The sequence below is a fragment of the [Borrelia] turdi genome (genome assembly GCF_030439285.2).
In the GTDB taxonomy this organism is placed as follows: Bacteria; Spirochaetota; Spirochaetia; order Borreliales; family Borreliaceae; genus Borreliella; species Borreliella turdi.
Map to the genome: position 1 here is coordinate 433,928 of NZ_CP124018.1, position 24,628 is coordinate 458,555.

Annotated in this window: 13 protein-coding genes, 2 tRNA genes and 6 rRNA genes; 6 read left to right on the top strand and 15 right to left on the bottom strand. The window is 32.8% G+C overall.

The genetic code is table 11. The features are described 5' to 3' along the window. Positions 1-44: 44 nt before the first annotated feature. From rrf (QIA31_RS02605) to QIA31_RS02630, 6 genes are all read right to left on the bottom strand, one after another. Positions 45-155: ribosomal RNA gene (gene rrf, locus QIA31_RS02605) — 5S ribosomal RNA — on the bottom strand. Positions 156-178: 23 nt separating this feature from the next. Continuing rightward, positions 179-3,107, bottom strand: a 23S ribosomal RNA gene (locus QIA31_RS02610). A gap of 176 nt (positions 3,108-3,283) precedes the next feature. Continuing rightward, positions 3,284-3,394 (bottom strand): 5S ribosomal RNA (gene rrf / locus QIA31_RS02615). Between the two features lie 23 nt (positions 3,395-3,417). Continuing rightward, positions 3,418-6,346 (bottom strand): 23S ribosomal RNA (locus QIA31_RS02620). Positions 6,347-6,514: 168 nt separating this feature from the next. Next, positions 6,515-7,357 (bottom strand): Cof-type HAD-IIB family hydrolase, encoded by an 843-nt coding sequence (locus QIA31_RS02625; protein ID WP_301394142.1) that lies wholly within the window; start codon positions 7,355-7,357, stop codon positions 6,515-6,517. Between the two features lie 132 nt (positions 7,358-7,489). Continuing rightward, on the bottom strand, positions 7,490-8,050 hold the full coding sequence (locus QIA31_RS02630) for a DNA-3-methyladenine glycosylase (RefSeq protein WP_301385639.1): 561 nt from the start codon (positions 8,048-8,050) through the stop codon (positions 7,490-7,492). A gap of 846 nt (positions 8,051-8,896) precedes the next feature. Here QIA31_RS02630 and QIA31_RS02635 point away from each other — a divergent pair. Further along, positions 8,897-8,970: transfer RNA gene (locus QIA31_RS02635), tRNA-Ile, on the top strand. Positions 8,971-9,229: 259 nt separating this feature from the next. Here the strand turns inward: QIA31_RS02635 and QIA31_RS02640 are convergent. From QIA31_RS02640 to rsmI, 5 genes are all read right to left on the bottom strand, one after another. Then, positions 9,230-10,693, bottom strand: a 16S ribosomal RNA gene (locus QIA31_RS02640). A gap of 157 nt (positions 10,694-10,850) precedes the next feature. Beyond that, positions 10,851-10,924 (bottom strand) — tRNA-Ala (locus QIA31_RS02645). A 177-nt stretch (positions 10,925-11,101) separates the two neighbouring features. Beyond that, positions 11,102-12,636, bottom strand: a 16S ribosomal RNA gene (locus tag QIA31_RS02650). A gap of 214 nt (positions 12,637-12,850) precedes the next feature. Next, positions 12,851-13,399, bottom strand: coding sequence for a nucleoside 2-deoxyribosyltransferase (locus QIA31_RS02655; protein ID WP_301394143.1), 549 nt, complete (start codon positions 13,397-13,399; stop codon positions 12,851-12,853). Positions 13,400-13,492: 93 nt separating this feature from the next. Further along, positions 13,493-14,167 (bottom strand): 16S rRNA (cytidine(1402)-2'-O)-methyltransferase, encoded by a 675-nt coding sequence (gene rsmI, locus QIA31_RS02660; protein WP_301394144.1) that lies wholly within the window; start codon positions 14,165-14,167, stop codon positions 13,493-13,495. Positions 14,168-14,392: 225 nt separating this feature from the next. Between rsmI and QIA31_RS02665 the strand changes: the two genes are divergently transcribed. After that, on the top strand, positions 14,393-14,710 hold the full coding sequence (locus QIA31_RS02665) for a hypothetical protein (protein ID WP_301394145.1): 318 nt from the start codon (positions 14,393-14,395) through the stop codon (positions 14,708-14,710). A gap of 29 nt (positions 14,711-14,739) precedes the next feature. On the opposite strand, the gene QIA31_RS02670 is transcribed toward QIA31_RS02665, so the two are convergent. Continuing rightward, positions 14,740-15,129: a DUF1893 domain-containing protein gene (locus QIA31_RS02670; RefSeq protein ID WP_301394146.1), complete on the bottom strand. Its 390-nt coding sequence runs from the start codon at positions 15,127-15,129 to the stop codon at positions 14,740-14,742. Between the two features lie 119 nt (positions 15,130-15,248). Here QIA31_RS02670 and QIA31_RS02675 point away from each other — a divergent pair, with 119 nt between their 5' ends. From QIA31_RS02675 to QIA31_RS02685, 3 genes are all read left to right on the top strand, one after another. Beyond that, complete coding sequence (locus tag QIA31_RS02675; RefSeq protein WP_301394147.1) at positions 15,249-15,854, top strand: YigZ family protein; 606 nt, start codon at positions 15,249-15,251, stop codon at positions 15,852-15,854. 97 nt (positions 15,855-15,951) lie between these two features. Beyond that, a complete protein-coding gene (locus tag QIA31_RS02680; RefSeq protein ID WP_301394148.1) occupies positions 15,952-16,704 on the top strand; it encodes a ParA family protein in 753 nt (250 codons plus the stop codon). 2 nt (positions 16,705-16,706) lie between these two features. Beyond that, positions 16,707-17,420, top strand: coding sequence for a hypothetical protein (locus QIA31_RS02685; RefSeq protein WP_301394149.1), 714 nt, complete (start codon positions 16,707-16,709; stop codon positions 17,418-17,420). Between the two features lie 268 nt (positions 17,421-17,688). On the opposite strand, the gene QIA31_RS02690 is transcribed toward QIA31_RS02685, so the two are convergent. The 3 genes from QIA31_RS02690 to gyrB form a co-directional block, all read right to left on the bottom strand. Beyond that, positions 17,689-18,471: a ParB/RepB/Spo0J family partition protein gene (locus QIA31_RS02690; RefSeq protein WP_301394150.1), complete on the bottom strand. Its 783-nt coding sequence runs from the start codon at positions 18,469-18,471 to the stop codon at positions 17,689-17,691. A 119-nt stretch (positions 18,472-18,590) separates the two neighbouring features. Further along, positions 18,591-21,023, bottom strand: coding sequence for a DNA topoisomerase (ATP-hydrolyzing) subunit A (gene gyrA / locus QIA31_RS02695; RefSeq protein ID WP_301394151.1), 2,433 nt, complete (start codon positions 21,021-21,023; stop codon positions 18,591-18,593). Between the two features lie 11 nt (positions 21,024-21,034). Next, entirely contained in the window at positions 21,035-22,939 is a 1,905-nt protein-coding gene (gene gyrB / locus QIA31_RS02700; RefSeq protein WP_301394152.1) for a DNA topoisomerase (ATP-hydrolyzing) subunit B, read from the bottom strand. 177 nt (positions 22,940-23,116) lie between these two features. Here gyrB and dnaA point away from each other — a divergent pair, with 177 nt between their 5' ends. Further along, positions 23,117-24,574, top strand: a complete 1,458-nt coding sequence (gene dnaA, locus QIA31_RS02705) for a chromosomal replication initiator protein DnaA (RefSeq protein ID WP_301394153.1) — start codon at positions 23,117-23,119, stop codon at positions 24,572-24,574. The last annotated feature ends 54 nt before the right edge of the window (positions 24,575-24,628 follow it).

A 24,628-nucleotide genomic window follows, 5' to 3' on the forward strand; every position in this document is an offset into this window, starting at 1 on the left:
TAAGTATACACGATAAATCAAGAGCTTAAAGTATAAAATAAAAACCCTGGCAATAACTTACTCTCCCGCGAACTCGCAGTACCATCAGCGAATAAGAGCTTAACTTCTGTGTTCGGAATGATAACAGGTGTTTCCTCTTTTCTTTAACCACCAGGGTTTTTATAAGGAAGACAAAAATATGGCCAAAGATACGGGTAATTAGTATTAGTCAGCTTAATATATTACTATACTTACACTTCTAACCTATCAACCTGGTATTCTTCCAGGACCCTTAAAGGATATCTCATCTTGAGGAAGGCTTCCCACTTAGATGCTTTCAGCGGTTATCCTTTCCGAACGTAGCTACCCAGCACTTACCCTTGGCAGGATAACTGGTACACTAGAGGTTCGTCCATCTCGGTCCTCTCGTACTAAAGATAGCTCCTCTCAAATATCCAACGCTTGTGGCAGATAGGGACCAAACTGTCTCACGACGTTCTGAACCCAGCTCGCGTACCGCTTTAAATGGCGAACAGCCATACCCTTAGGACCTGCTTCAGCCCTAGGATGCGATGAGCCGACATCGAGGTGCCAAACCCTTCCGTCGATGTGAACTCTTGGGAAGGATAAGCCTGTTATCCCCGGAGTACCTTTTATTCGTTAAGTGACGGCGCTTCCACTCGCTACCGCCAGATCACTAAGACCTACTTTCGTATCTGTTCGACTTGTCAGTCTTACAGTTAAGCTACCTTATGCCTTTACACTTACAAAGTGATTTCCAACCACTCTAAGGTAACCTTTGCGCACCTCCGTTACTTTTTAGGAGGCGACCGCCCCAGTCAAACTACCCACCTGGCACTCTCCTCATATTTTTATAAGTTAGAAACCTAATTAAACAAGGGTGGTATTTCAAGATTGACTCCACTACCCCTAACGAGATAGCTTCAAAGTCTCCCACCTATCCTACACATATTTAATCAAATCTCAATACCAAGCTATAGTAAAGGTTCACGGGGTCTTTCCGTCTAACCACAAGTAATCGGCATCTTCACCGATACTTCAATTTCACCGAGCTCCACGTTGAGACAGCGTCCAAATCGTTACACCATTCGTGCGGGTCGGAACTTACCCGACAAGGAATTTCGCTACCTTAGGACCGTTATAGTTACGGCCGCCGTTTACTGGGGCTTAAATTCAATGCTTCGAACAAACTAACATCTCCTCTTAACCTTCCAGCACCGGGCAGGTGTCAGCCCCTATACTTCTCTTTACAGATTTGCAGAGACCTGTGTTTTTGGTAAACAGTCGTTTGGACCATTTTTATGCTACCTAATTGCTTAGGTCATACTTATCCCGAAGTTACGTATGTATTTTGCAGAGTTCCTTAACGTGGATTCTCTCGCGCGCCTTAGAATTTTCATCCCACCTACCTGTGTCGGTTTGCGGTACGGTCCCTTATAGCCTAACCTTAGAAGCTATTTCTTGGCACCTTGACTACCTACATTTCATGTTACCTAAATAACACTCATCATCACATCTTAGCTCTCTTAACGGATTTTCCTATTAAGATCATCACCTTAATGCTTAAACTAGGACAACCATCGCCTAGCAGTAGTTAACCTCATGCGTCACTCCATCGAAACTATAAGAGGTACGGGAATATTAACCCGTTTCCCATCGACTACACTTTTCAATTTTGCCTTAGGGGCCGACTAACCCTGGGAAGACGACCTTTACCCAGGAAACCTTAGGTTTTCGGCGAATGGGGATCTCACCCATTTTTTCGTTACTCATACCTGCATTCTCACTTCTGATACCTCAATCAAACTTTACAGTTTAACTTCACCGGCTTACAGAACGCTCCCCTACCATCTTAACTTGCGTTAAGATCCAAAGCTTCGGTAATGTGTTTAGCCCCGTTACATTATCGGCGCTTAAGTACTCGACCAGTGAGCTATTACGCACTCTTTAAAGGTATGGCTGCTTCTAAGCCAACCTCCTGGCTGTTTACGTACCTAAACCTCCTTTTCCACTTAACACATTTTTGAGACCTTAGCTGTTGATCTGGGTTGTTTCCCTCTCGGCTATGAACCTTATCGCCCATAGCCTCACTCCTATTCACCATTTAATAGCATTCGGAGTTTAACTGAGTTTGGTACCCTTTGACAGGCCCTAGCTCAATTAGTGCTCTACCTCTATTAAACTAAAATAAGGCTGAACTTAAATCCATTTCGGGGAGAACCAGCTATCTCCGAGTTTGTTTAGCCTTTCACTCCTATTCACAGCTCATCCCTGCCTTTTTAAACAGACTAGAGTTCGGCCCTCCACTTGGTTTTACCCAAGCTTCAGCCTGGCCATAAATAGATCACTCGGCTTCGGGTCTACCACATCTAACTAAATCGCCCTTTTAAGACTCGCTTTCGCTTCGACTCCAGCACTTCTATGCTTTAATCTTGCTAGACATGATAACTCGCAGGTTCATTATGCAAAAGGCACGCCATCACCGCAATAAATCGCGGCTTTGACTGCTTGTAAGTCTACGGTTTCAGTTCTATTTCACTCCCCTCCCGGGGTTCTTTTCACCTTTCCCTCACGGTACTCTTCTCTATCGGTAGCTTTTTAGTATTTAGCCTTGGAGAGTGGTCTCCCCAGCTTCAAACAAGGTTTCTCGTGCCTCGTCCTACTCAGGAACATTTTAAAAAGATATTTACATTTAAATTACAGGACTATCACCTTCTTTGGTTAAACTTTCCAGATTATTCTTCTATATAAATATTTTGTAACTTTTTTGCTTATCACAGACTAAGCTTAAACGTCCTACAACCCCATAAATGCAACGCTCTGCGGCTTGACACATTTAAAGTTTGGGCTACTCCCTTTTCGCTCGCCACTACTAAGGGAATCTCTTTGATTTCTTTTCCTCAGGGTACTTAGATGGTTCACTTCCCCTGGTATCGCCTCTATTATTTAGATAATAGATAACTAGCATCTTGCTAGCTGGATTACTCCATTCGGTAATCTTGGGATCAATAAATGTTTGCTTCTCCCCCAAGCTTTTCGCAGCTTACCACGACCTTCTTCGCCTTAAAGCTCCTAGGCATCCACCATAGACTCTTATTACTTTGACCATATTTTTATCTTCCATCTCTACTTTGCCAATTTGTTTATGCAACATAGAATAATATATATTTTTGTTTAATCTATGTCAATATCTAATTTATTTTTTATGTTTTTTAAATATTAAAAAAATGAACATTTAAAAAACATAAAAAATAAATTAAGAGCTTAAAGTATAAAATAAAAACCCTGGCAATAACTTACTCTCCCGCGAACTCGCAGTACCATCAGCGAATAAGAGCTTAACTTCTGTGTTCGGAATGATAACAGGTGTTTCCTCTTTTCTTTAACCACCAGGGTTTTTATAAGGAAGACAAAAATATGGCCAAAGATACGGGTAATTAGTATTAGTCAGCTTAATATATTACTATACTTACACTTCTAACCTATCAACCTGGTATTCTTCCAGGACCCTTAAAGGATATCTCATCTTGAGGAAGGCTTCCCACTTAGATGCTTTCAGCGGTTATCCTTTCCGAACGTAGCTACCCAGCACTTACCCTTGGCAGGATAACTGGTAAACTAGAGGTTCGTCCATCTCGGTCCTCTCGTACTAAAGATAGCTCCTCTCAAATATCCAACGCTTGTGGCAGATAGGGACCAAACTGTCTCACGACGTTCTGAACCCAGCTCGCGTACCGCTTTAAATGGCGAACAGCCATACCCTTAGGACCTGCTTCAGCCCTAGGATGCGATGAGCCGACATCGAGGTGCCAAACCCTTCCGTCGATGTGAACTCTTGGGAAGGATAAGCCTGTTATCCCCGGAGTACCTTTTATTCGTTAAGTGACGGCGCTTCCACTCGCTACCGCCAGATCACTAAGACCTACTTTCGTATCTGTTCGACTTGTCAGTCTTACAGTTAAGCTACCTTATGCCTTTACACTTACAAAGTGATTTCCAACCACTCTAAGGTAACCTTTGCGCACCTCCGTTACTTTTTAGGAGGCGACCGCCCCAGTCAAACTACCCACCTGGCACTCTCCTCATATTTTTATAAGTTAGAAACCTAATTAAACAAGGGTGGTATTTCAAGATTGACTCCACTACCCCTAACGAGATAGCTTCAAAGTCTCCCACCTATCCTACACATATTTAATCAAATCTCAATACCAAGCTATAGTAAAGGTTCACGGGGTCTTTCCGTCTAACCACAAGTAATCGGCATCTTCACCGATACTTCAATTTCACCGAGCTCCACGTTGAGACAGCGTCCAAATCGTTACACCATTCGTGCGGGTCGGAACTTACCCGACAAGGAATTTCGCTACCTTAGGACCGTTATAGTTACGGCCGCCGTTTACTGGGGCTTAAATTCAATGCTTCGAACAAACTAACATCTCCTCTTAACCTTCCAGCACCGGGCAGGTGTCAGTCCCTATACTTCTCTTTACAGATTTGCAGAGACCTGTGTTTTTGGTAAACAGTCGTTTGGACCATTTTTATGCTACCTAATTGCTTAGGTCATACTTATCCCGAAGTTACGTATGTATTTTGCAGAGTTCCTTAACGTGGATTCTCTCGCGCGCCTTAGAATTTTCATCCCACCTACCTGTGTCGGTTTGCGGTACGGTCCCTTATAGCCTAACCTTAGAAGCTATTTCTTGGCACCTTGACTACCTACATTTCATGTTACCTAAATAACACTCATCATCACATCTTAGCTCTCTTAACGGATTTTCCTATTAAGATCATCACCTTAATGCTTAAACTAGGACAACCATCGCCTAGCAGTAGTTAACCTCATGCGTCACTCCATCGAAACTATAAGAGGTACGGGAATATTAACCCGTTTCCCATCGACTACACTTTTCAATTTTGCCTTAGGGGCCGACTAACCCTGGGAAGACGACCTTTACCCAGGAAACCTTAGGTTTTCGGCGAATGGGGATCTCACCCATTTTTTCGTTACTCATACCTGCATTCTCACTTCTGATACCTCAATCAAACTTTACAGTTTAACTTCACCGGCTTACAGAACGCTCCCCTACCATCTTAACTTGCGTTAAGATCCAAAGCTTCGGTAATGTGTTTAGCCCCGTTACATTATCGGCGCTTAAGTACTCGACCAGTGAGCTATTACGCACTCTTTAAAGGTATGGCTGCTTCTAAGCCAACCTCCTGGCTGTTTACGTACCTAAACCTCCTTTTCCACTTAACACATTTTTGAGACCTTAGCTGTTGATCTGGGTTGTTTCCCTCTCGGCTATGAACCTTATCGCCCATAGCCTCACTCCTATTCACCATTTAATAGCATTCGGAGTTTAACTGAGTTTGGTACCCTTTGACAGGCCCTAGCTCAATTAGTGCTCTACCTCTATTAAACTAAAATAAGGCTGAACTTAAATCCATTTCGGGGAGAACCAGCTATCTCCGAGTTTGTTTAGCCTTTCACTCCTATTCACAGCTCATCCCTGCCTTTTTAAACAGACTAGAGTTCGGCCCTCCACTTGGTTTTACCCAAGCTTCAGCCTGGCCATAAATAGATCACTCGGCTTCGGGTCTACCACATCTAACTAAATCGCCCTTTTAAGACTCGCTTTCGCTTCGACTCCAACACTTCTATGCTTTAATCTTGCTAGACATGATAACTCGCAGGTTCATTATGCAAAAGGCACGCCATCACCGCAATAAATCGCGGCTTTGACTGCTTGTAAGTCTACGGTTTCAGTTCTATTTCACTCCCCTCCCGGGGTTCTTTTCACCTTTCCCTCACGGTACTCTTCTCTATCGGTAGCTTTTTAGTATTTAGCCTTGGAGAGTGGTCTCCCCAGCTTCAAACAAGGTTTCTCGTGCCTCGTCCTACTCAGGAACATTTTAAAAAGATATTTACATTTAAATTACAGGACTATCACCTTCTTTGGTTAAACTTTCCAGATTATTCTTCTATATAAATATTTTGTAACTTTTTTGCTTATCACAGACTAAGCTTAAACGTCCTACAACCCCATAAATGCAACGCTCTGCGGCTTGACACATTTAAAGTTTGGGCTACTCCCTTTTCGCTCGCCACTACTAAGGGAATCTCTTTGATTTCTTTTCCTCAGGGTACTTAGATGGTTCACTTCCCCTGGTATCGCCTCTATTATTTAGATAATAGATAACTAGCATCTTGCTAGCTGGATTACTCCATTCGGTAATCTTGGGATCAATAAATGTTTGCTTCTCCCCCAAGCTTTTCGCAGCTTACCACGACCTTCTTCGCCTTAAAGCTCCTAGGCATCCACCATAGACTCTTATTACTTTGACCATATTTTTATCTTCCATCTCTACTTTGCCAATTTGTTTATGCAACATAGAATAATATATATTTTTGTTTAATCTATGTCAATACTTTACTAAAACTTTAATAAATAATTTTCTATTTTAAATAGAAAATTTTGATAAAAACCAAATACACTAAACATTCAGATATAAATTATTTATATTTAATATCAAGCTCAAAAAAATCAATTAAAAATCTAGCAACACCATCCTCATTATTACTAAATTTTGTTATTTCATTATTTGCTAAATTAATTTTAAGAAATTCATTGGCATTTTTCATTAAAATCCCCTTGCCAAGATTTTTAAGCATCTCATAATCATTGTTATTGTCTCCAAAGGCTAAAACATCACACAATGAAATGTTTTCAAGAAAAGCAATATTTTTAATAGCATTATATTTATTAGCATTAATATTGGTAACTTCTAATAAATCCTTAAAAGAAAAAAACACTCTTATGTCTTGAAAATCTTTGCCCCTAATTTCATTATCAAGTTTATTAAGAGTTGCCAAATCGTTGCAATGATAAACAATTTTAGAAATAGAATCAACATCTAATTTAGTCAAATCTCTAATCACAACATTTAAACCCAAATCCTTAACAAAATGTTTCATAATAGGGCTTCTAACATCTGAATCAGAATACCAAGTATCAAAAGCATAAAGATTAACATCAACATTGTCTTTTTGTATCTTGAGAATTTCTTTTACTAAGTCATAACTCATTGCATATCTAAAAATTAAATTTTCTTTCAAAAACACTTCAGCTCCATTAGCCGTTACAAGATAATTTTCGCTAATATTGCTTTCTTTTAATTGATTCCTGATATTCCTAAACTCAATCAACCTTCTACCAGTTGCAATAACTATTTTAAAATCTTTTCCTAAGGTGAAAAGAACCTCAAGTGTCAGAAAACTAATCTCATGACTATTATTCAATAAAGTGCCATCAAGATCAAAAACTAGCATTTTATATTTTTTATAATTAGAATTCATATATAAATCTCTCTTGTATGATATAACATCATAAACAATTTATTCTCAATAAATTGATCTTAATCATACAATAATCGAGTTTAATAACAATATGTTTTTTGAAATTTTTTAAAAACATTATTTAAATGGAAATTAATGCCTTGAAACAAATTTATTATCTTTAATATAAAATCTCCAAAGCTTGTTTATATCAACCTCTTGCGCATAATTAATATTTATTCTTTTTGAACAAACTATATTAAAATCTAGATTCAAACCTCTTTGTAAAAAAAGCTCACTATTTCCAATAAGATCAACTTCATTAAAGGCTAAATCAATGTTTAAAAATTTTGTAAGTTTGCCAGGACCATTAGTAAGAATGCTTTTATTCTCTAATAATGGAGAAATAGGCTCTACACTCCTAATTAAAACGGCTTGGGGATTATTTTTATCCGCAGTCACAATGTTAAACATATGGTGCATGCCATATATTATATACACATAAGAATATCCTCCCATGCTATACATAGCATTTGTGCGATTTGTTCTCTTGCCGCCATAAGAATGACAGGCGCTATCTATTACTCCCATATAAGCTTCCGTTTCAACAATTCTGACAACTATTTCCTTTTTATTAATCTTTCTGATCAATAAATTGCCAAGCAATAATTTTGCAACAGTAATAGCATCTTGTAAAAAAAAATATCGATCCATAAACCCCATTTTAAAACAAGATAATAATAATAAAAACTAAAATGACTTACCCGATAAATAAATATCTTAATCAAATTCTTAGCTAGTTAATAAATTCTCTTTATTAAAGAACAAAAAATTAAAAATTACATAAAATCATATTTTTTAGACCTACTTATATGAAAAACTTTCAATAATAAATTCTTAAAAAGATTAATTGATAATATAAAATTAGCTAAAAGGTCTAATTACCATCTATTAATAAAAATTAATTCTTGAAGTATGTTTTTATAGATTTTTCCAATTACAAATACCTACTAATAAAATGTTTTGCATTTTTTGAAAAATCGGATTAAAAAGTTGAACTGATCAGACTTAAATAGGCTTATATAAAAATATTAATCTAAAATATCCAATCAGCAAAAATAAAATATATTTTATAAAAAATTTATTAAACTGATCTATCGATTAATAAAAAATATTTTTGCCTTTTAAATATATCTCCCAAGATGATTCTGAAAGCCTCTAAAACAAAAGTAGTATTTTTTCTTTATTTAAATTTTTTGGAAAAGTAGAATAAAGAAAAAATATTAAGATTTAAAAAAAATTAAAATTTGCTCCCAATAACAAAGCAATAAAATACTACAATTTCAATATAAAAACCTGATATTAATTTGCAATAATCTTTTAAATAATCAAAATAAAATCACAAAATCTTATAAAACACATATGTAAAATAGCAAATATTGATAAATATATAAAAAATTGCAAACTATATACAATATCTCTTACATCTTAAAAAGACATAAGAGATATTGACAAAGTCAAAAGATTAAAATAAAATTTGTAAAGAATTAATGTACTTAAGGGATCATAGCTCAGGTGGTTAGAGCGCAGGTCTGATAAACCTGAGGTCGGATGTTCAACTCATCCTGGTCCCAATGTATTCTGTTATTATAAATGTTGCAATGCCACCTTAAGCTATAATTAGTAAGAACAACAAAACATTTGGTTCATTTTAAATTGAGACATATTTCTAATATAATTTTAATTTAAAACTATATAATCCCAAGCACTTACTAAATATTTATTTTTTATAAAACTCAAACTATATTTTTATTTTGATTCCAAAAACTTTTTAATCGAAAAAAATAAATTAAAGTCAAGTATTATTGACTTTAATTTATTTTTTTCGATTAAAAAGGAAGAGCTCTAACAGCACTTTCCAATACGACTCCACCTTGTTACAACCCTCACTCCTCCTCAATAAACACATCTTAAAGACTTTCCTCCCCCCTTACGGATTAGAATAATAGCCTTAAGCATACCATAAACTCAGATGGTGTGGCAAAAGCGCACAAAGCCCAAGAATATATTCCCCGTATCATTCTGATATGCAATTAATAACAATCCCAACTTCATAAAGTTGGGCCTAAATTTAATCCAAACTAAGACCCGCTTTATGCATTTTACTTCACATCTCTGTTTTACTTCGATTTGCACAGACCATTGTGACATGTATTTAGCCCAGCCTAGAACATAAAAGGCGTGTTAATTTGAAGTCATTAAAATATACTTCGACTTATCACAAGCAACCTTATATAAAGCCCAGCCATTACATACTGGCAACAAATAACAAGGATAGAACTCCCCGTTGCGAGAACTTAAACTAGAAAACCTCCAAACATAAGCAGGCAACAACCATGCAGCACTTGTATGTAGACCAAAAACAGGAAATAATTATCCCCAACTATATCTTATATATACCTAGCTGTGACAATATTCCTGACACATCCTCGAATTAAACCTCATGCTCTACAAATTGCAGAGAAGTCAGCTCCCCCGGTCAATTCCTTTTAGGCTATACTCTTGCAAGTATACTGCCCAGGCGGCACACTTAACACGTCAGGCTTGACACTAACTTTTAATTAACAAAAAATGTGCATCGCCTACAGCGCAAACTACAGGAGAAATTTAATCTTATTTGCTTCCTACGCATTAGCCTCTGACATTCTTCCTGATATCAACAGATTTCTCCCCCCTACACAAAAAATTACAACTTTCTCTATCAAGTTCTAGATATATAATTTTTAACATAGCAAAACAGTTGAGCTTTAGCATTTTATGCTTCGACTTATATGTCTGACCACTTATCCTTTACACTCAATAATCCCAAACAAGGCCTGCCCCAAGTATCTCCGCGGCTGATGGCACGTAATTAGCTAGAGCTTATTCATGAATTAACATCATCACTTTATTATTTCCTACAAAACTTATTCCTTATTTATAAAAAACTTTACGAGTAGGCCCTCTACATTTACACAACGCCACTCTATCAAAATTTCACCCATTTTAAAAGATTCTTAGCTTCTGCTTCCCATAGAAATCTGTCCGAATCGTGTATCAATTCCATCATAACCTTAGTAAACTATTACTTAGCTAAGCACCTAATAGATATAAACTCATTTACAGACAAAACTTTAACGGCTTCCTTTCATCGATTAATAAATCCAGCTAATTGAACTTACTTAATATCGACTACTATTTTTAGTAACTATTCCCATTTCATAAATAAATCGCCCATTATCTACTAAATCCTGTTGCTTTATATGCTTTAATAAACTAATAAAGTTAACTCTGCCACAAAACTAAACTCTTCATTGTTTTTATTTAAAAAATAAACAGTCCTTACTTACTCTTTTGTTTGATCTCTAATTCTACCTAACTCTTTTATTCTGTCTTGGCTCTTCTAATAATTATTTTAACCTTTAAAAAACCTATCCCGTAACCCACTTAACCTTAATCTAAATAAGATGCCTAATGGAGGTTAAGGGACTCGAACCCTTGACCCTCGGCTTGCAAAGCCGATGCTCTAGCCAACTGAGCTAAACCCCCAATCAATCTAAATTGAAGCTTAAGTTAAATAAAATCCTTTAATATCATTAATAAAAAACTAAATGCAAAAATTTATCTTAAACTTATGAAAATAATTCTAGTTTCAAAAACTCTTTTATAAAAAGAAAAGAGTAGAGAAGAGTTAATGGAATTAGCCTTAATCTACCTTTCTCTTAGAAAGGAGGTGATCCAGCCGCACTTTCCAGTACGGCTACCTTGTTACGACTTCACCCCCCTCACTAAACATACCTTAAATACCTTCCTCCCTTACGGGTTAGAATAATAGCTTCGGGTATCCTCAACTCGGGTGGTGTGACGGGCGGTGTGTACAAGGCCCGAGAACGTATTCACCGTATCATTCTGATATACGATTACTAGCGATTCCAACTTCATGAAGTCGAGTTTCAGACTTCAATCCGGACTGAGACCTGCTTTATGCGTTTTGCTTCACATCACTGTTTCGCTTCGCTTTGTACAGGCCATTGTAGCACGTGTGTAGCCCAGGACATAAGGGCCATGATGATTTGACGTCATCCTCACCTTCCTCCGACTTATCACCGGCAGTCTTATCTGAGTCCCCACCATTACATGCTGGTAACAGATAACAAGGGTTGCGCTCGTTGCGGGACTTAACCCAACACCTCACAGCACGAGCTGACGACAACCATGCAGCACCTGTATATAGGCCCCAAACGGGGAATAATTATCTCTAACTATATCCTATATATGTCAAGCCCTGGTAAGGTTCCTCGCGTATCATCGAATTAAACCACATGCTCCACCGCTTGTGCGGGCCCCCGTCAATTCCTTTGAGTTTCACTCTTGCGAGCATACTCCCCAGGCGGCACACTTAACACGTTAGCTTCGGTACTAACTTTTAGTTAACACCAAGTGTGCATCGTTTACAGCGTAGACTACCAGGGTATCTAATCCTGTTTGCTCCCTACGCTTTCGTGACTCAGCGTCAGTCTTGACCCAGAAGTTCGCCTTCGCCTCCGGTATTCTTCCTGATATCAACAGATTCCACCCTTACACCAGGAATTCTAACTTCCTCTATCAGACTCTAGACATATAGTTTCCAACATAGCTCCACAGTTGAGCCGTGGTATTTTATGCATAGACTTATACATCCGCCTACTCACCCTTTACGCCCAATAATCCCGAACAACGCTCGCCCCTTACGTATTACCGCGGCTGCTGGCACGTAATTAGCCGGGGCTTATTCATAAATTAACGTCATCACCTTGTCATTTCCTACAAAGCTTATTCCTCATTTATAAAAGAATTTTACAATCTTTCGACCTTCTTCATTCACGCAGTGTCGCTCCGTCAGGCTTTCGCCCATTGCGGAAGATTCTTAGCTGCTGCCTCCCGTAGGAGTCTGGACCGTATCTCAGTTCCAGTGTGACCGTTCACCCTCTCAGGCCGGTTACTTATCATCGCCTTGGTAGGCATTTACCCCACCAACTAACTAATAAGACGCAGACTCATCTACAAGCGAAGCTTTAAGGCTTCCTTTCATCAATTAACAAATTAATTGACCTTATTCGGTATTAGCTACTATTTCTAATAGTTATCCCCATCTCATAGGTAGATCATCCACGCGTTACTCACCCGTTCGCCACTGAATGTATTACTACATCCCGTTTGACTTGCATGCTTAAGACGCACTGCCAGCGTTAGTTCTAAGCCAGGATCAAACTCTTCGTTATTCTTACTTTTTATTTTAAAAAATCAACAAGTTTTGTTTATTCTTTTGCTTGGCTTTCAACCTTACTTAACTCTTCCCTTCTCTCATCTTCCAATAATCATTTCAACATTTAATACTCTAACAAAAGAAGAATCATATTGTCAATACCTTTGCATTAATTTTATTAACACAAAATATAAAAAAATAAATTTCACCAATTAACCGTGATAAAAACATTAACAACCACATCTTTCATTAACAGGCAAAGTTGTAAGAATTTTTTTTAACTTATCTCCTAATTTAGCTTTTAAATAATCAAAGAAAGTTCTAAAATTTTCATTATCTCCTTTGAATTTAATCCACAACTCTTTAAACGTTAAAATTCCCTCTCTAAGATCCTCGTAATTAGAAAAAGACGCATTACAATCACTATACATTAAATTATAAAAATCAGAATCTTGTTTATATTTAAAAAAATCTATACTTGGTATTTTCTTAGCAAAAGCAAATCCTCTCTCATAAGCAGTACCTGCATCAACATAATTAACCAAGGCTAAAATAATATCGCTGCTAACCAACTCTTTTAGATCTATTTCTCTTACTTTTTCTCTTATGTCTCTATTTGCAAATTTATAATCAACCTTTTCAAGTAATCCCATCTTTTTGACAGCATGATGTTCTGGAGAAAATACATCTAAATTGAACTCTTCAAGAAATTTCAAAACCTCATCCCTCAGTTTAATTTGCTCTTCGTTAAAAAATGGAGAAGCTAAATAAATTTTCATAAAAACCCCTATTAAAACTTAAGTATAACACAATAAATCAATCGGGTAAAACAAACAATAAATAAAGTTTGAAATCTGAATAGAAAAAATTTGCTATAAACGACTTCTGCTGACCAAAATAGTAAATTCTCCTTTAATCTTCTCCTTGCTAGATTCAAAATATTTTTTTAATTCTAAAGGATTACCAATTTGATATTCTTCATAAATTTTTGTCATCTCTCGGCCAATAAGAATCTTCGCATCTAAACTAACAGAAGAAATTTCAACAAGCAGTTTCAAAAGCCTATGACCAGATTCAAGCAATACAAATGCATCACCTCTTTTATATAGCTCAGAAATTCTTTTAAATCTTTTAAGCCCCTTGTTAGGTAAAAATCCTTCAAAAAGCACTGATTTATCTCTAAAAGGATTAACACTTACAATCGCATTAAAAGAACTTGCTCCAGGAACTGGACAAACTTTGTATCCCTCTCTAAAAGCAGCAGCAACCAACAGACTACCAGGATCACTAAGTCCCGGAGTACCTGCGTCACTAACAAAAGCAACAGAATCACCTTTTGCCAAATAGTCCAATAGTAAGCTTATCTTCTTATTTTCTGTTACAGAATTGCAAGAAATCATTTTTTTATTAATTTTATATCGCGACAAAAGCTTACTAGTAACTCTTGTATCTTCTGCAAAGATAACATTTACCGATTTTAAAACATCAATCGCCCTATAAGTAATATCTTCTAAATTGCCTATTGGCGTACCAATAATATATAACATAGCTCCTTTTAATTCCTCCAAAACCTAAAAATTAATATATTGAGAATATATTAAAAGCATCTTTCTTAAGAAGAAAAATCTAAAATACTTTGCTCACTAAATAACCAAATACAAAGTAAACTAAAAGCTATATTTTATATGCCTATCAAAATACTTGCTTTTGTATTACATTTAGTTATATCATTAAGTATTAATGATTAAGAAGTCAAAAGAAAGGGAAAATTTATGTTTGCATTAATTAGAAAAATATTTACAATTTATTTTCTATGCATTACTCTTGCAGGTTTTGCCATGATTTTTATTGACAGCAAATTTACTGAACAATCTGATACCAAAGAGAATCAAAACAAAATTAATCAACATACAATAGAACCTAATTTAATTATGTTTACATCTTCTATAGGAGGATTTTTAGGTGTTTATGCTGGAATTTGGATCTTTAACCATGATAAAAGCAATTTTTATCTAAATTGGGGAAATTTAATAATATTGATATACAACATCGCCCTAATTATCACCGTATATTCAAAGTCACATAGCTAGCTAAAAAACAACTTAATTATTTTAATAATTTACATATTATTAACTATAATGCCTCTTTTAATCATATACTTATAAACCTCTTCGGGATTTTCCAGACTTTCAATCAAGCTTTCTGCCTTGTCATTTATTTTTTCCACCAATTTTTTATAAACTACTTTAATTCCTCTACTTTCTAAAAAATCCTTTGCCGGCTGAGAAACAACCCCAGCCTGAACATTTTGAAGCCCTATATTATAAATAATAATAGCCGCCGCTTTGCCTACAACTTTATCATAAATTTCAAGCCCTTCTTTATTCTGAATATACTTATTAATAAAATTATCTACTTCCAAAAGAGGCTTTAATCCCCTTTCCATGTTAGAATAAAGTATTTTATGATCTTTAAATAACCTTAATGTTGGATTCAATCCTGATATCATTTAAAACCCCTTTTTTTTGACCATACTTTATAATAATCAATAATAAAAACAAACAATATTAATAATATACATAAACAATAAATACTGCAATATCTAAAAAGATGGTATACTTACGCCATATGATATTAATACCAAAAAACAATAGTAATTCTAAAATTGAAATAAAAAAATCAATCTTTGTTTCATATATTTTTAATATTGAAAAAAAAGAAGATATAAATAAAACTATTAAAAAATATAAAATAAAATTTAAAAATGCTACACATATAGTTTATGGATTTAGAATTGGGAACAAGAACTCATTTCTAAATGGAATGAGTGATGACAGGGAGCCTAATCTAACGGCTGGAAAGCCCACATTAGATGCCATAATACATAATAATTTAACTGATACCCTAATAATCACATTGAGATATTTTGGAGGTACTTTGCTTGGTAGAGGAGGATTAATCAAAGCATACTACAAGTCTGCCAAAGAAGTTATTAAGAATGCTCCCCTAATAGAAAAAGAAGAATTAGAAATTCTAAGTTTAAATTTAAATTATAACCAATATAATTCACTATTAAAAATGAAAAATAAACTTGAAATAGAAATAATAGATTCAAACTTTTTAAACAAAATAAACACTTCAATTAAATTTAAAACAAAACATAAACAAAAAATATCAGAATTTTTTATAAAAAATGGTTTAATTCAGGAAATTTTCAAGCTTCATAAAGAATAATATACATATTAAATAATAATACTTTAAAGTATTATTATTTTTACCATTTTTGTTTTAAAATATAAAAACAAAACCAAATAAAAAGAGAATAATTTATATGAAAATAATATCTGTAATCAATCAAAAAGGAGGCGTAGGAAAAACTACAAGCGCCATTAACATTTCTTATTCAATGATTCTGCTTAATAAAAAAATTCTTCTAATAGATATTGATTCACAAGGAAACTCTACTAGCGGAACAAATACCTCAGAATATATTCCCGAAAACTCAAGCTATGAACTTATTAATAAAAAAATAAAGGTCAAGCCTTTAAGTCATTTTAGATTAGATATAATTCCATCTAGCATTAAATTAGCCTTACTCGAAAAAGAATTGATAAATGAACTTTCAAGAGAAAATTTTTTAAAAAATGCATTAACACTGTATGAAAAAGATAAATATGATTTCATTATTATCGATTGCCCTCCTACACTCTCAATATTGACTATAAATGCCCTTATTGCAAGCAATTACTTGTTAATACCAATTGAAACAGAATTTTTTGCATTTGAAGGTATAAATCAACTAATAGACACAATAAATACCATAAAGCAAATAAATAAAAATTTAGATATTGCGGGTGTTTTTATAAACAAATACGACATAAGAAACAAAAGTAAAGAAAAATATGTAATCTCATTAAAAAAAGTTTTTAAAGAAAAGCTTCTAAATACAAAAATAAGAAAAAATATAACCATTTCAAAATCTCAAGAAGCAAAAATGCCTGTATATGAATATGACAAAGAAAGCAATGCTGCAAAAGATTTCTTAGAACTTTCAAAAGAGATACTAAACAAAATTGAGGAATAGCTATGTCTGACAATTTAGAAACTTTAATGTTTTTAATGGGGAAAAAATTAGAAACATCTTCAAATAATTTGGAAAATACCGAAAAAAAAGAAATTATTTCAATTGAAAAAAGAACTTTTGACTACAATAAGCTAGATAAAGACATTTCTGATTTTTTAAAAAAAAAGAAATATGAAATTTTCAATATTTTTAATAACACTTATACAAAAATTGGAAAGATACTCAAAGACACTCAAGACAAATTAAAAGGGAATAATCAATATAACGGACTTTTTTATCAATGGTTTAAAAGTATGGGATTTAAAAAAGACAAGGTTTATGCTTTAATATCAAGGTATAATCTGCTTATCGAAAATTCCGACAAGCAGCTCATTATAGAAAAATTACCATTATCATTATCATATGAAATATCTAAAAAATCTTGCCCCTCTATTTTAAAAGCCGAAGTTTTAAATGGTAAAATAAATTCTTTAAAAGAATTTAAAATTATTTATAAAAAAAATTTCCAATTAAAGAATATATACAAATCATCAATTAAAAAAGATAAAAAATATGAAAACGATATAAAAGAAACATTAGATTTTATATTAAAGCATATAAAAGAATTTAAAAATATTGAATTTAACAAATTAAACCAAGAAAACTTAAAATTATTTTTTCATTCTATTTTGGAAATAAAGAAAAAAATAAAATATATTAAAAATAGTTCCATCTAAATTTAAAACTACAATAATAAATATAAAGAAAATATATATTATTATTGTTTATTTTACAAAATAAAAGATTGTTTTTAAATTTTAAATTTCAATAAAAATAACAAAATATAAATTTTAAGCTTTATTTAAGGTCAAGATTTCTTTATAACAACTAAATAATTCAAAAACAAGCTTAAAAAATTTACGCATTGTAATAAATACCTAAAAAATCAAAACTATCATGAAATTAAGAAAAAATATTTTACAATCTTTAAATCATACAAAAAATTTAACTAATATGGCCAAAAAAAGAAACAATTCTTCTTAAATCACCCGATGTAAAATACTCTATTTCTATTTTTCCCTTATCTTGATTACCTTTAATATCTATTTTTGTTTGAATTTTATCAAATAAAAATTCTTTTATACTGTGCAAAAAAGGATCTTGTTCAAGTTTCTTTTTTTTTGCTATAGATTTATAAAAATTTTTAACATATTTTTCTGCGTCTCTTACAGAAATTTTTTTTTTCAGTATTATTAAATAAAGATTATACCTATCTTGTTTATCTTTTAAAGATAAAATAACTTTAGCATGTCCAAAAGAAATTTCTTTCCTATGCACTGCATTTAATATTTCTTGTTCAAGATCTAAAATTCTAACTAAATTTGAAATATAGGCCCTACTTTTACCAATTTTTTCAGACAAATCCTTTTGAGTTAAAGAATATTTATTCATTACATTTTTATAGGCATAGGCCTCTTCAACAGGCGTAAAATTTTCTCTTTGAATATTTTCAACCAAAGGCATAAAATCCCTACAAGATTCTTTTATATTAACCTCAATAACAGGAACACTTGTCATCTGAATAAGTTTAGCGGCCCTAAACCTTCTTTCTCCTACTATTATTTTATATCTCTCATTTGCTTTACAAACAATTATGGGTTGCAAAATTCCATTTTCCTTTATGGAGATACTTAACTCTTCTAATTCAACAAGACCAACAGATTTCCTTGGCTGATCATTATCAATATCTAAAAGTTGAATATCTATCATTTTAAAAGCTCCATCCATATTTATTAAACCCTCCTACAACACAAAATTTTACCAGGTTATAATATTGAATTACAATTTAAGAATAAAAAAAAAGAATGTTCCACGTGGAACATTCTTAAATAAGAAAAACCAATTCTTTATTTAATAAATTTTGAAACAGAAATCAAGCTGTCATTATCAAGAAATAATACTTGAATTCCTCTAGCATCTTTACCTTGTTCAGATACTTTTCCAGCTACTGTTCTTAAAGCTTTTGAACGTTTACTTACAAGTAAGATTTCATCATCCTCTGAAACTGCTATAGCATCAACAACACTACCCGCTTTTTTATCAGATTTTTTATAACTAGTATAGCCAGTGGCTCCTCTTTTAAGCTCAGATATTTTAGAAACACTCAATCTTTTTCCATATCCATTTTCAGAAATGATCAAAAGATAAGGATTTTCTCTAACTGCCAAAACCTTAACAAACAAATCGCCTTCTTTTAATTTCATTCCACAAACACCCTGAGTACCCCTATTAGTAAGCCTAACATCACTTGAATTAAATATAAATGCACTACCCTTTTTAGAAAGACAAATGACTTTTTCATCCTTAAAAACAATCTCTGCACTTGTAACAAAATCTTTATCATTAAGTTTAATAACAATAACACCGCGCGACTTTACTGTTTTAAAATCTGTAGATTCAAATCTAGCTATTTTTCCACTTGCAGTTGTAAGTAATAAATAGGAATCATTAGTAAAATCCTTACTATTTTTAATAGTTAATATTTCTTCCTGATCTCCTAAATTAATAAGCTCACTAATATTTTGCCCTTTTGAAGCTCTTGAAGAATCTTTTATTTCATAAGCATTTATTAAATAAAGCTTTCCCTCATTTGAAATCATAAACAAATAATCATGAGTATTAACACACAAAGCAATAACAATCTCATCTCCGTCATTAAGATCAAAAGAACTGAGACCTTTTCCTCCAGCACCTTGCAATTTATACTCATTTTGTGAAAGTCTTTTAAGGAAACCTTTCTTTGTAAGCATAACAACAATATTTTCTTTTTGCATTAAATCCGACATACTAGTTTTTAAAACCTCCTCATCATAAATTATTTTAGTTCGACGTTCATCGCCAAATTTTAAACCTAAATTTATAGTTTCTTCTCTTATAATATTAATAATCCTTGCTGGATTCAAGAGAACATCTTCATAATCTTTTATTAAGCTTAAAAGTACATTAAGCTCCTCTTCAAGCTTAAAAAGCTCAAGAGTTGTAAGTTTTTGCAACTTTATATCAAGGACTGAATTGGCTTGAATCTCTGAAAGGCTAAAATTCACAACGAGTTTTTCCTTTGCATCTTTTGCTAATTTAGATGATTTAATAATCTTAATAACCTCATCTATATTATTTAGAGCAATATTTAATCCTTCAAGAACATGTGCCTTCTCTTTTGCCTTTTTCAAGTCAAATTCAATACGTCTTTTGATGATATTTTTTCTATGCTCAATAAATTCAAATAATAATTCTTCTAAATTCAACTGTTTAGGAATACCATCAACAAGAGCCAAATTATTTATACTAAAATGCTTTTTAAATTCAGTATATTCATAAAGCAAATTCATAATAACATGAGGATCAAATCCTCTTTTAACTTCAAGAACTATTCTAATGCCTTCTCTATCAGACTCATCTCTTATATCTAAAAGCCCTTCTAGCTTTTCTTCTTTTGCCAAAAAAGCAACTTTCATAAGAAGTACAGATTTATTTACTGTATAAGGTATTTCTGTAACAATTATAGCATTTCTATCTTCTGTTCTTTCTTCAATATGATACCTTGCCCTAATAACAACACTTCCCTTGCCAGTTTTATATGCTCTAATTAAATTATCATTATAAACAATCTCCCCAAAAGTTGGAAAATCAGGGCCTTTAACTATCTTGATCAAATCAAATATAGAAGCATTTTCATTATCCAACATATAAACAATAGCATCACAAATTTCTCTTAAATTATGTGGTGCCATGTTAGTAGCCATTCCAACAGCAATCCCACTAGAGCCATTTACCAAAAGAAATGGAAATGATGAGGGCATAATCTCAGGTTCACTTAAAGAATCGTCATAATTAGACTTAAAATTAACAGTCTCTTTGTCTATATCTTTAACAATATATTCTGCTATTCTTTCCATTTTAGCTTCAGTATATCGCATAGCAGCAGGAGGATCTCCGTCAATAGATCCAAAATTTCCCTGTCCCCGTATTACAGGATATCTAAGTGAAAAATCTTGAGCAAGTCTTACAAGCGCATCATAAATTGATTGATCTCCATGAGGATGATATTTTCCAAGAACATCCCCTACTATTCTTCCAGATTTTTTAAAAGCTTTATCAGAACGAAGTCCCATCTCATACATAGAATAAAGAATTCTCCTGTGAACTGGTTTAAGACCGTCTCTTACATCTGGAAGAGCCCTGGACACAATAACTGACATAGCATAATTCAAATAAGAAGTTTTTATTTCATCCTCTATTTTAATATTTAAGATTTGTTCTTTATTTTCTCCAACTGCCATTACCACTCCAATTACACATCAAGATTAATTACATTAAGTGCATTCTGTTCGATAAATTCTTTTCTAGGCTCAACTAAATCTCCCATAAGAGTAACAAAAATTTTTTCAGCCGCAACAGCATCATCTATATTTATCAATCTCATTTTTCTTCTAGCAGGATCCATAGTCGTTTCCCAAAGCTGCGTTGGATTCATCTCCCCAAGCCCTTTATATCTTTGAAGGAAAATGCTATTGCGATTTTTAGTTTCAATAGAATCTAAAAATTTTTCTTTTTCTTTCTCGTCATAAAAATAATAAACACGATTCTCATACTTTATTTTATAAAGAGGGGGCATTGCTATATATATATAACCATTTTCAATTAAATCCCTCATATATCTAAAGAAAAAAGCTAAAAGCAACGTTCTAATATGAGATCCATCAACATCAGCATCTGCCATAATAATGACTTTGTGGTAACGAAGTTTTCTAATGTCAAAAGTTTTTCCAACTCCTGCACCAAGAGATGCAATTATAGGAATAAGCTTGTCATTGGTAATTACCTTATCTTCTCTTGTTTTCTCAACATTAAGCATTTTTCCCCATAATGGCAAAATGGCCTGAAAAAATCTATTTCTGCCCATTTTAGCACTTCCTCCAGCAGAATCACCTTCTACAATATAGATTTCTCTCTCCAAGGGATTTTTAGAAGTACAATCAGCCAATTTCCCCGGCAATGCCAAACTTTCAAATGCATTTTTTTTTCTTTCCGATTCTCTTGCTTTTCTTGCAGCTTCACGAGCTCGAGCAGCTTTTATTGCTTTTCCAAGAATAGTATCTATCTCTAAAGGATTTAAATTAATAATTTTCAATAAATGCTCATATACAATAAGCTCAACTATTTTTTTTATCTCAGAATTACCAAGCTTACTCTTTGTTTGACCTTCAAATTGAGGTTCTGGAACTTTCACAGAAATAACAGCTGTAAGTCCCTCTTTAAAATCATCTCCTGTAAGATTTGGAATATCTTTTTTACTTATTTTTGAATTTTTAAAAGCTTCGTTCATAGCCTTAGTAAGGCCACTTCTAAAGCCCATAACATGGGTCCCCCCTTCTCTTGTATTAATATTATTAACAAAAGAAAGAATATTATCAGAATAGCTTTCAGTCCATTTAAGCCCCACATTAACAATAATATCATTAATAAAACCATCAATATAATAAGGTTCCGATTGAAAAGCTTTACTGTCATTAGTTAAATCATCTACAAAAGATTTTATCCCGCCTTCAAAATAAAATCTCGAAGATTTTTCTTTACCAAATCTTTTATCTTCAATTGAAATAAATATTCTATCATTTAAAAAGGCAAGCTCTTTAAGCCTTTTTTCAAGAACATCGAAATTATAATCTAAAGTTTCAAAAATTTCAGAATCTGCTAAAAAAGTAACTTTAGTACCGGTTGTAGAAGATTCTCCTACAACTTCTACTTTAGAAGTTGGAATGCCTTTTGAAAAAGTTTGCCTAAAAATTTTTCCATCCCTATTAATATAAACCTCTAAAAACGAAGACAAGGCATTTACAACCGAAATTCCAACACCATGCAATCCTCCAGAAACTTTATAAGTACCTTTATTAAACTTCCCACCAGAATGTAATTTCGTTAAAACAAGTTCAAGAGCGCTAATTCCTTCCTCTTCATGAATATCAGTAGGAATTCCTCTCCCATTATCAACTACAGTTATGGTATTATCTAAATTAATAATAACATCTATTCTATTACAAAACCCAGCTAAAGCTTCGTCAATGCTATTGTCAACCACCTCATAAACCAAATGGTGTAACCCATTAACAGAAACAGAGCCTATATACATGCCAGGTCTTTTCCTAACAGCCTCAAGTCCTTTTAAGACCTGAATGTTACTAGCAACATAATTCATAAACCTTCCATACATTTAATCAAAATCTAGATACAGATAAATTCTACATTAAAAAAAAAATAATATCTATTACATACAAAGTCCCAAAAATTTTTAAACGGTTTAGATAGAATCCTAATTTAACATTATACTATATAATGTTAAAAGTATAGTGCTAAAACCAATAAGGACAAAATAATGGAAAAATCAAAAAATATATGGAGCTTGATTTTGACAGAAATAAAAAAAGAACTCTCAGAAGAAGAATTTTATGTTTGGTTTGAAAATTTGTACTTTTTAGAATCAATGGGTAACAATATCCAAATATCTACTCCAAATTTATTTCACAAAAATCAAATAGAAAAAAGATTTACAAAAAAAATCAAAGAAATTCTTACAAAAAATGGCTACAATACTGTAGTCATTGAATTTACAAATCAACCACCTAAGAGCTATCTTAGCAAACAAACGGCTTTAAATGACAATTTTCCAAATTTTGGGAAACTTAAAGAAAATAAACCCTCTAAAGAGCCATCTAAAGAGCCAATTAAGAATATAAAAGATCATATAAAAATGTATATTAAAAAAGAAGAAGAGCCTACAAATTTTAAAAACCCCTTTCTTAAAAAAAGATATACATTTGAAAATTTTATTATAGGGCCAAATAATAAACTTGCATACAATGCCAGCTTGGCAATCTCAAAAAATCCTGGGAAAAAATATAATCCGTGTTTAATTTACGGTGGAGTTGGACTTGGAAAAACACATTTGCTTCAAAGCATAGGAAACAAAACAGAAGAATTACACTATAACCTTAAAATATTATACGTTACTGCTGAAAATTTTTTAAATGAGTTTGTAGAAAGCATAAAAACACACGAAACAAAAAAATTTAAAAAAAAATATAGATACTTAGATATGTTGCTTATAGATGATATCCACGATTTACAAAAAAAAGAAGGCATACAAGAAGAGCTTTTTCATACATTTAATGCTCTTTATGAAGACAATAAACAATTAGTATTTACATGTGACCGATCTCCTTCTGAACTTACAAATTTTACAGATCGACTAAAAAGCAGATTCACAAGAGGACTAAATGTTGATATATCAAAACCCAATTTTGAACTCAGGGTAGCTATTATTGAAAAAAAAGCAGAAGAGGATGGTATAAAAGTCCCTAAAAATATATTGAATTTGGTTGCCCAAAAAGTTACAACAAATATAAGAGACCTTGAAGCTGCTGTAACAAAACTAAAAGCATATATAGATTTAGACAACATAGAAATTGACATTGATATTGTTGAAAAGATAATCAAAGAAATAATAATTTATGAAAAAGAAACAATCAATAAATCAAACAATAAAATTAATATCGAAAATATAAAAAAAATACTTTTAAGAGAGCTTAAAATTGCACATAAAGACATTGAGGGGCATAGTAAAAAACCAGAGATAACAAAAGCCAGGCATATTTATGCATACCTTTTGAGAAATTTTACAGAATTATCAACAGTTGAAATCGGAAAAATTATTGGAGGGAAAACCCATTCAACAGTGCTTTATTCGATAAATAAAATAGATAGAGATAGAAATAATGACAAAGAAATCAACAATTTAATCACAGAGCTTATGAACAAAATAAAAAAAAATTAAACTTAATTAAAAAATAACAAATTCTTTTAAACAATCGAAACAAATAATTTATCA

What these genes read in the sequence shown, in the direction of transcription:
- QIA31_RS02680 (WP_301394148.1), top strand. Translation starts at nt 15,952, where the DNA reads ATGAAAATAATATCTGTAATCAATCAAAAAGGAGGCGTAGGAAAAACT.
- QIA31_RS02675 (WP_301394147.1), top strand. Translation starts at nt 15,249, where the DNA reads ATGATATTAATACCAAAAAACAATAGTAATTCTAAAATTGAAATAAAA.
- QIA31_RS02670 (WP_301394146.1), bottom strand. Translation starts at nt 15,129, where the DNA reads ATGATATCAGGATTGAATCCAACATTAAGGTTATTTAAAGATCATAAA.
- QIA31_RS02630 (WP_301385639.1), bottom strand. Translation starts at nt 8,050, where the DNA reads ATGGATCGATATTTTTTTTTACAAGATGCTATTACTGTTGCAAAATTA.
- QIA31_RS02655 (WP_301394143.1), bottom strand. Translation starts at nt 13,399, where the DNA reads ATGAAAATTTATTTAGCTTCTCCATTTTTTAACGAAGAGCAAATTAAA.
- QIA31_RS02685 (WP_301394149.1), top strand. Translation starts at nt 16,707, where the DNA reads ATGTCTGACAATTTAGAAACTTTAATGTTTTTAATGGGGAAAAAATTA.
- QIA31_RS02665 (WP_301394145.1), top strand. Translation starts at nt 14,393, where the DNA reads ATGTTTGCATTAATTAGAAAAATATTTACAATTTATTTTCTATGCATT.
- QIA31_RS02690 (WP_301394150.1), bottom strand. Translation starts at nt 18,471, where the DNA reads ATGGATGGAGCTTTTAAAATGATAGATATTCAACTTTTAGATATTGAT.
- dnaA (WP_301394153.1), top strand. Translation starts at nt 23,117, where the DNA reads ATGGAAAAATCAAAAAATATATGGAGCTTGATTTTGACAGAAATAAAA.
- QIA31_RS02625 (WP_301394142.1), bottom strand. Translation starts at nt 7,357, where the DNA reads ATGAATTCTAATTATAAAAAATATAAAATGCTAGTTTTTGATCTTGAT.
- gyrB (WP_301394152.1), bottom strand. Translation starts at nt 22,939, where the DNA reads ATGAATTATGTTGCTAGTAACATTCAGGTCTTAAAAGGACTTGAGGCT.
- gyrA (WP_301394151.1), bottom strand. Translation starts at nt 21,023, where the DNA reads ATGGCAGTTGGAGAAAATAAAGAACAAATCTTAAATATTAAAATAGAG.
- rsmI (WP_301394144.1), bottom strand. Translation starts at nt 14,167, where the DNA reads ATGTTATATATTATTGGTACGCCAATAGGCAATTTAGAAGATATTACT.